The sequence below is a fragment of the Pedobacter sp. UBA4863 genome (assembly GCF_002399615.1).
GTDB lineage: Bacteria > Bacteroidota > Bacteroidia > Sphingobacteriales > Sphingobacteriaceae > Pedobacter.
On record NZ_DHDZ01000020.1, the window covers coordinates 1 to 8,731 of the forward strand.

7 protein-coding genes, 1 tRNA gene and 2 pseudogenes are annotated in these 8,731 nt (G+C 37.7%); all 10 read left to right on the plus strand.

Going from position 1 to position 8,731, the window contains the following annotated elements; genetic code table 11:
* Positions 1-377, plus strand: a pseudogene (gene tuf / locus B3I52_RS03410) (elongation factor Tu); the annotation flags it as partial.
* Between the two features lie 54 nt (positions 378-431).
* Positions 432-502 (plus strand) — tRNA-Trp (locus B3I52_RS03415).
* Between the two features lie 86 nt (positions 503-588).
* Complete coding sequence (gene secE, locus B3I52_RS03420) at positions 589-780, plus strand: preprotein translocase subunit SecE (RefSeq protein ID WP_293298752.1); 192 nt, start codon at positions 589-591, stop codon at positions 778-780.
* Positions 781-795: 15 nt separating this feature from the next.
* Complete coding sequence (gene nusG / locus B3I52_RS03425) at positions 796-1,338, plus strand: transcription termination/antitermination protein NusG (RefSeq protein ID WP_293298755.1); 543 nt, start codon at positions 796-798, stop codon at positions 1,336-1,338.
* 145 nt (positions 1,339-1,483) lie between these two features.
* Positions 1,484-1,924 carry a 50S ribosomal protein L11 gene (gene rplK / locus B3I52_RS03430; protein WP_293298757.1) on the plus strand — a complete coding sequence of 147 codons (441 nt, stop codon included), beginning with the start codon at positions 1,484-1,486 and terminating at the stop codon, positions 1,922-1,924.
* A gap of 26 nt (positions 1,925-1,950) precedes the next feature.
* On the plus strand, positions 1,951-2,649 hold the full coding sequence (gene rplA / locus B3I52_RS03435; RefSeq protein WP_293298759.1) for a 50S ribosomal protein L1: 699 nt from the start codon (positions 1,951-1,953) through the stop codon (positions 2,647-2,649).
* A gap of 2 nt (positions 2,650-2,651) precedes the next feature.
* Positions 2,652-3,176, plus strand: coding sequence for a 50S ribosomal protein L10 (rplJ, locus tag B3I52_RS03440; protein WP_293298762.1), 525 nt, complete (start codon positions 2,652-2,654; stop codon positions 3,174-3,176).
* A 65-nt stretch (positions 3,177-3,241) separates the two neighbouring features.
* On the plus strand, positions 3,242-3,619 hold the full coding sequence (rplL, locus tag B3I52_RS03445) for a 50S ribosomal protein L7/L12 (protein ID WP_097131870.1): 378 nt from the start codon (positions 3,242-3,244) through the stop codon (positions 3,617-3,619).
* Between the two features lie 153 nt (positions 3,620-3,772).
* Positions 3,773-7,576 carry a DNA-directed RNA polymerase subunit beta gene (rpoB, locus tag B3I52_RS03450; RefSeq protein ID WP_293298765.1) on the plus strand — a complete coding sequence of 1,268 codons (3,804 nt, stop codon included), beginning with the start codon at positions 3,773-3,775 and terminating at the stop codon, positions 7,574-7,576.
* A gap of 100 nt (positions 7,577-7,676) precedes the next feature.
* Positions 7,677-8,731: pseudogene (locus B3I52_RS03455) on the plus strand (DNA-directed RNA polymerase subunit beta'); the annotation flags it as partial.

The window sequence follows — 8,731 nt, forward strand, 5'->3', positions numbered from 1 at the left end:
AAGCTGGTGATAACGTAGGTTTATTGTTACGTGGTATTGAGAAAACTGATATCCGTCGTGGTATGGTTATCTGTAAACCAGGTTCAGTAACTCCTCACTCAGACTTTAAAGCAGAGGTTTACGTATTGTCAAAAGCAGAAGGTGGTCGTCACACGCCATTCTTTAACAAATACCGTCCTCAATTCTATTTCCGTACTACAGACGTAACTGGTGAAATTTCATTAGCTGAAGGTACTGAAATGGTTATGCCAGGCGATAACGTAACGATCACTGTGAAGTTGATCAACCCAATCGCAATGGAAAAAGGCTTACGTTTCGCTATCCGTGAAGGTGGTAGAACAGTAGGTGCTGGTCAGGTAACTGAAATCTTAGCTTAATTTTAAGCTATAATATAAAAAAAAGAGCTAGTTTTGGCTAGCTCTTTTTAATACACGGGAATAGTTCAATGGTAGAATAGAGGTCTCCAAAACCTTTGATCAGGGTTCGAATCCTTGTTCCCGTGCAAATAAAATGATAAATTTTGAAGTGTTTAAATGAGTAATTCGCCCATTCAATCATTCAAAATTTTTTCATTTAAAGTTTTTAAATATGGCTAAAGTAGTTCAATTTATAAAGGAATCGTACGAAGAAATGACCCAAAAGGTAACTTGGCCTACTTGGGGCAGTCTTCAAAATTCTGCAGTCTTGGTTTTGGTGGCTTCGGCCATTATATCTTTAGTAATTTTTGCTATGGATAAAGGCGCTAACTATATTCTCGAAACTTTTTACAATTCACTTTAAAATAGATTTAATTAGATGAGCGATCAGTTGAAATGGTACGTTGTTAGAGCGGTAAGTGGTAAAGAGAAGAAAGTAAAGCAGTACATTGATTCGGAAATTAGTCGTTTAGGCTTGTCTCATCTAGTACCTCAAGTATTAATCCCAACGGAAAAATACTACCAGATGAAAGACGGTAAAAAGATTGCCAAAGAGCGTAACTACTACCCGGGCTATGTAATGATTGAGGCGGCTTTAGACGGAGAGTTAGAGCACGTAATTAAAGGAATTAACAGTGTAATAGGTTTCTTGGGCGATAAAGCAGGTAACGCTATTCCAATGAGGCAAGCAGAGGTTAACCGTATTTTAGGCAAAGTTGATGAAATGAGCCAACAAAGCGAGACCATGAACGTTGCTTATTACGTTGGCGAAAACGTAAAAGTAATGGACGGCCCTTTCAATGGTTTCTCAGGAATTATTGAAGAGGTTAACGAAGAGAAGAAAAAACTAAAAGTAATGGTTAAAATCTTCGGTAGAAAAACACCGTTAGAGCTTAACTACATGCAAGTAGAAAAAGAGTAATAAATTTTTTATAAAAACTATTGGAGGACTGCAAGATAATTTATATCTTTGCAGTCCTTTTTGCTTATAAAGCAATCTAAGGAATTCTAAATGTTACATTGCTTCCAAAATTTAACATTGAGTTTTAATTAAACAAAAACAAAAAATGGCAAAAGAAGTCAGTGCACTGATCAAATTACAGATCAAAGGCGGAGCTGCAAACCCATCGCCACCAGTAGGACCTGCATTAGGTGCTAAAGGGGTGAATATCATGGAGTTTTGTAAACAATTCAATGCTCGTACCCAAGATAAGCCAGGTAAAGTATTACCAGTTGTAATTACTGTATATGCTGACAAGTCTTTCGATTTCATCATCAAAACCCCTCCGGTGGCAATCCAATTAAAAGATGCTACCAAATTACAGAGTGGTTCTGCTGAACCTAACCGTAAAAAAGTTGGATCGGTGACTTGGGATCAAGTTAAGGCAATTGCTGAAGATAAAATGCCTGATTTAAATGCATTTACTATCGAATCAGCAATGAGTATGGTTGCTGGTACAGCACGTAGCATGGGTATCACTGTTTCAGGTGATGCGCCTTTTAACTAATTATTTAACATTAACAGTTTACACTAGTGGCTAAGTTAACAAAAAATCAAAAAATAGCACACGCTAAACTAGAAGCCGGTAAATCGTATTCTTTGAAAGAAGCATCAGCTTTGGTAAAAGAAATTACGTTAACTAAATTCGATGCATCAGTTGATATTGATGTGAGTTTAGGGGTAGATCCGCGTAAAGCCAATCAAATGGTGCGTGGCATAGCTACCTTACCACACGGTACCGGTAAAACTGTTCGCGTTTTAGTGCTTTGTACTCCTGATAAGGAAGAAGAGGCTAAAGCTGCAGGAGCAGATTTTGTAGGTTTAGACGAATATGTAGCTAAAATTGAAGGTGGTTGGACAGATGTAGACATTATTATCACTACGCCTGCGTGTATGGCAAAAGTAGGTAAGTTGGGCCGTGTTTTAGGTCCAAGAAACTTAATGCCAAACCCAAAATCGGGTACAGTAACTAACGAAGTTGGTAAAGCTGTAACTGATGTAAAAGGCGGTAAGATTGATTTTAAAGTTGACAAAACTGGTATCATTCACGCTTCAATCGGAAAAGTATCATTCCCAGCGGAGAAAATTTATGAAAATGCTTTAGAAGTTCTACAAGTAATTTCAAAATTGAAACCATCTGCTGCTAAAGGAACTTATTTTAAGAGCATTCATGTATCTTCAACAATGAGTCCTGGAATTGCAATTGAAACTAAATCAGTAGCGGGGATCTAATTATGAACAGAGAAGAAAAACAAGAAGTAGTTTTAGCTCTACAAGAGAAAATGCAAGAGTATGGTAATTTCTATATTACCGATACCTCAGGCTTATCTGTTGAAAAAGTAAATAACATCCGTCGCAAATGTTTCGAGAGCGGTATTGAAATGAAAGTTGCAAAGAATACTTTGATCAAAAAAGCGATCGAAGGATTGGAAGGCGACTCATCTGAGATATTCACAGCATTAAAAGGTCAATCTGCCTTATTATTTTCAAAAGTAGGTAATGGTCCAGCTAAGCTGATCAAATCACTAAGAAAAGGTAAAGGCGAAGATAAACCTCAATTGAAAGGCGCTTATGTTGACACAGCAATTTTCGTTGGCGATAACCAGTTAGACGCATTAGTAAGTCTTAAATCAAGAGAAGAACTTATTGGCGAAATCATTGGATTATTACAATCACCAGCTAAAAATGTGGTATCTGCTTTGCAGTCAGGCGGAGGTAAGATCGCAGGTATTGTTAAAACACTACAAGAAAGAGGTTAACGGACACCTAATAAGTTCGTATTTAAACAAACAACAATTACGTAAAATTTTAAAATCTTAATAAAATGGCAGATTTAAAAGCGTTTGCTGAGCAATTAGTAAACTTAACAGTTAAAGAAGTTAATGAATTAGCTCAAATCTTAAAAGACGAGTATGGTATCGAGCCTGCTGCTGCTGCGGTAGCTGTAGCTGCTCCTGCTGCTGGTGGCGAAGCTGCTGCAGCTGAAGAGAAAACATCTTTTGATGTGATCTTGAAAGATGCTGGTGGTCAAAAATTAGCAGTAGTTAAATTAGTAAAAGACTTAACTGGTCTAGGTTTGAAAGAAGCTAAAGACTTAGTTGATGGTGCACCTAAAGAATTAAAAGCTGGTGTTGCTAAAGACGAAGCAGAAGCTCTTAAAAAACAATTAGAAGAAGCTGGAGCAGTAGTTGAGATTAAGTAATCACTTAATATAACGAAACTCAAAGAAAAGACTCCGACTTTAAAGTTGGAGTCTATTCCCGTTTATAAACATTTCATTTTGTTTGGTGAATGAAATGCTTCCCTTTAAATACCAAAAAATAGTTTATTCTTAAACTAAATTAAATTTAGTCCCTTGGCAAATAAAGTCGACCAAAGAGTAAATTTTGCACGTAGTAAGCACATTATCGATTATCCAGATTTTCTGGATGTGCAGTTGCAATCATTTAGAGAATTTTTTCAGATAGAAACCACTTCAGATAACCGTCATACAGAAGGTTTATTTAAAGTGTTTGCTGAAAATTTCCCAATCACTGATTCTAGAAACATCTTTGTTTTAGAATTTTTAGATTATTTTATTGATCCACCTCGTTATGACATTCCAGAATGTATTGACCGTGGGCTAACTTACAGCGTTCCGTTGAAAGCTAAATTGAAGCTTTCTTGTAACGATGCTGAACACGAAGATTTCGAAACCATTATTCAGGACGTGTATTTGGGAACTATTCCTTACATGACCCCGAAAGGTACTTTCGTAATCAATGGTGCAGAGCGTGTAATTGTATCTCAATTGCACAGGTCTCCAGGTGTGTTTTTCGGTCAAAGCCGTCACACTAACGGAACCAAATTGTACTCTGCCCGTGTTATTCCTTTCAAAGGATCTTGGATTGAGTTTGCTACAGACGTTAATAACGTAATGTATGCTTATATCGACCGTAAAAAGAAATTCCCAGTAACTACGTTATTGCGTGCTATTGGTTACGATTCTGATAAAGATATTCTAGAACTTTTTGATTTAGCTGATGAAGTAAAAGTTAGCAAATCTGGTTTGAAGAAATATACCGGACGTAAACTAGCTGCAAGAGTTCTTAGAAAATGGGTAGAAGATTTTGTGGATGAGGATACCGGTGAGGTAGTTTCTATTGACCGTAATGAAGTTATTTTAGACAGGGATACTGTTTTAGAAGACGAGCATATTGATTTAATCATCGATGCAGGTGTTAAAACGATCATCTTAACTAAAGATGATGGTGCTTCGCAAGCTGATTACACCATTATATATAATACTTTACAAAAAGATACTTCTAACTCTGAAAAAGAGGCTGTGGAAAACATCTATCGTGCTTTGCGTAACGCAGAACCACCTGATGAGGAAACTGCAAGAGGTATCATTGATCGTTTATTCTTCTCGGATAAACGTTATGACTTGGGTGATGTAGGTAGATACCGCATTAACCGTAAGTTAAAAATGGATACCCCTGATGAGGTTAAAGTATTAACGAAAGCAGATATTATTGCCATCGTTAAATATTTAATCAAATTAATCAACTCTAAAGAAGAGGTGGATGATATCGATCACTTATCAAACCGTCGTGTACGTACGGTAGGTGAGCAATTGTACGCACAATTTGGTGTAGGTTTAGCTCGTATGGCTAGAACTATCCGTGAGCGTATGAACATTCGCGATAACGAGGTGTTTACGCCAACAGATTTGATCAATGCTCGTACATTGTCGTCTGTAATCAACTCTTTCTTTGGAACCAACCAACTTTCACAGTTCATGGATCAAACCAATCCTTTGGCAGAGATTACGCACAAGCGTCGTCTTTCGGCTTTAGGTCCAGGCGGTTTATCTCGTGAGCGTGCAGGTTTCGAGGTTCGTGACGTTCACTACACGCACTACGGTCGTTTGTGTACTATCGAAACTCCAGAGGGTCCAAACATTGGTTTGATTTCATCACTATGTGTACATGCTAAAATCAATAGCTTAGGTTTTATCGAAACTCCTTACAAAAAAGTTGTTGACGGTAAAGTGGCGATGAATGAGGATGTGATTTACCTGTCTGCAGAAGATGAAGATGGTAAAACTATCGCTCAAGCTAATGCTGCTTACGATGATAAAGGTAATTTCTCTACACCACGTGTTAAAGCACGTTACGAGGGCGATTTCCCGATTATCGAGCCTGAGAAATTAGACTTGATGGATATTGCACCTAACCAGATTACTTCAATCGCTGCTTCGTTAATCCCGTTCTTAGAACATGATGATGCGAACAGGGCTTTGATGGGATCGAACATGCAACGTCAGGCCGTACCATTGTTACGTCCTGAGGCTCCAATTGTAGGTACAGGTTTAGAAGGTCGCGTTGCTCGCGACTCGAGAACTTTGATCAATGCAGAAGGAAATGGTGTTGTAGAGTATGTAGATGCAAATCAAATTGTAATCAAATATGAAAGAAATGACGACGATCGTTTAGTTTCTTTTGAAGGAGATAGCAAAGCTTATAGATTAACTAAGTTCAAAAAAACCAACCAAAACACTTGTATCAACTTAAAGCCAATTGTTAAAAAAGGTCAAAAAGTTACTAAAGGACAAGTACTTTGCGAAGGTTATGCAACTGAAGATGGCGAATTGGCATTAGGAAGAAACTTAAAAGTAGCTTTCATGCCGTGGCAAGGGTATAACTTTGAGGATGCGATTGTAATTAACGAGCGTATTGTTAGAGAAGATATCTTTACTTCATTACACATCGAAGAGTTTGAACTAGAAGTACGTGATACCAAACGTGGCGAAGAGGAGTTAACTCCGGATATCCCTAACGTTTCTGAAGAGGCTACTAAAGACTTAGATGAAAACGGTATCATCCGTATCGGTGCAGAAGTGAAAGAAGGCGATATCCTTATCGGTAAAATTACACCAAAAGGAGAGTCTGATCCTTCACCAGAAGAGAAATTATTACGTGCAATCTTTGGAGACAAAGCCGGCGACGTAAAAGATGCTTCGTTGAAAACTCCACCATCAATTAAAGGTGTGGTTATCGATACTAAATTATTCTCTAGAGCTAAGAAAACTACAAAAGCTGAAGAAAAATCAGCAATTGAGAAGTTAGACAAGAAATATAATATCGCTACTGAGAATCTTAAAAACGAATTAGTAGATAAATTGTTCCAAGTTGTAAATGGCAAAACATCTCAAGGTGTATTCAACGTTTACAAAGAACTTTTAATTGCTAAAGGCGCTAAGTTTACTCAAAAAATATTAGCCGATCTAGAATATGCTCACATTAATCCATACAAATGGACTACTGACGAAGACAAAAATGAGCAAATTAAAATGTTGTTGCACAACTATGGTATCCGTGTAAACGAAGAACTAGGTGCTTACAAACGTGATAAATTTGCCATTAGCGTTGGAGATGAGCTTCCATCAGGAATTGTTCAAATGGCTAAAGTTTATGTAGCTAAAAAACGTAAACTAAAAGTAGGTGATAAGATGGCTGGTCGCCACGGTAATAAGGGTATTGTTGCTCGTATTGTACGTGATGAAGATATGCCTTTCTTAGACGACGGAACGCCAGTTGATATTGTGTTGAACCCACTAGGTGTACCTTCACGTATGAACTTGGGTCAGATCTACGAAACCGTATTGGCTTGGGCTGGTAAAGAATTGGGCGTGAAATTCGCAACTCCAATTTTTGACGGTGCGAAGAGCGATGAGGTAGAAGAATGGATTGCTAAAGCAGGTTTGCCAGCTTCTGGTAGAACTTACTTAAACAATGGTTTAACGGGTGATAAATTTGACCAACCAACTACTGTAGGTATTATTTATATGCTGAAATTAGGTCACATGGTTGATGATAAGATGCACGCTCGTTCTATCGGGCCGTACTCATTAATTACGCAACAACCATTGGGTGGTAAAGCTCAGTTCGGTGGTCAGCGTTTTGGTGAGATGGAGGTTTGGGCATTAGAGGCATTTGGTGCGGCTAATATCCTTCAAGAGATCTTGACTGTGAAGTCGGATGATGTTATTGGAAGAGCCAAAACCTACGAAGCCATTGTTAAAGGCGAAAACCTACCAACTCCAGGCGTACCAGAATCGTTTAACGTATTGGTACACGAGTTACGCGGCTTAGGTTTAGATATTACGTTAGATTAACTAAGTTGAAAGCTGAAAGCTGAAAGCAAAAAGATAAAAGCTTTACTGCCTAGTCTTTGAGCTTTGAGCTTTGAGCTTTAAGCTTTAACCTTAAAGAAGTATGTCTTACAAAAAGGATAATAAATTAAAAAGCAATTTCACCTCGATAACGATTAGCTTATCGTCTCCAGAAATTATTTTGGAACGTTCTAGTGGTGAGGTGTTAAAACCAGAGACGATCAACTATCGTACTTACAAACCAGAACGTGATGGTTTGTTTTGCGAGCGTATTTTTGGTCCGGTAAAAGATTACGAATGTCATTGCGGTAAATACAAACGTATCCGTTATAAAGGTATTGTTTGCGACCGTTGTGGTGTTGAAGTAACAGAAAAGAAAGTACGTAGAGAGCGTATGGGGCACATCAATTTGGTGGTTCCTGTGGCGCACATCTGGTATTTCCGTTCTTTACCTAACAAAATTGGTTATCTATTAGGTTTGCCAACCAAAAAATTAGATTTGATTATTTACTACGAACGTTATGTAGTAATTCAAGCAGGTTTAATGGCAGATCAAGGTATTCAGTTTATGGATTTCTTAACTGAAGAAGAGTATCTTGATATTTTAGATAAATTACCGAAAGAAAATCAATATTTAGACGATAAAGACCCTAATAAATTTGTTGCCAAAATGGGAGCAGAGGCCTTAGAAGATTTATTAAAACGCATTGATTTAGATAGCTTATCTTACAATTTACGTCACCAAGCCGCTAACGAAACTTCTCAGCAACGTAAAAACGAAGCTTTGAAACGTTTACAAGTGGTAGAGGCTTTCCGTGGTTCTAGAGCAAACATTGAGAATAACCCAGAGTGGATGATTATTAAGATTGTTCCAGTTATTCCACCAGAATTACGTCCGTTAGTACCTTTAGAAGGTGGTCGTTTCGCAACTTCAGATTTGAACGATTTATATCGTCGTGTAATTATTCGTAACAATCGTTTAAAACGTTTAATCGAGATTAAAGCACCAGAAGTTATTTTACGTAACGAAAAACGTATGTTACAGGAAGCTGTAGATTCGTTGTTCGATAACTCACGTAAAGTAAACGCTGTTAAAACTGAAGGTAACCGTGCGTTGAAATCACTTTCAGACATCTTGAAAGGTAAGCAAGGTCGTTT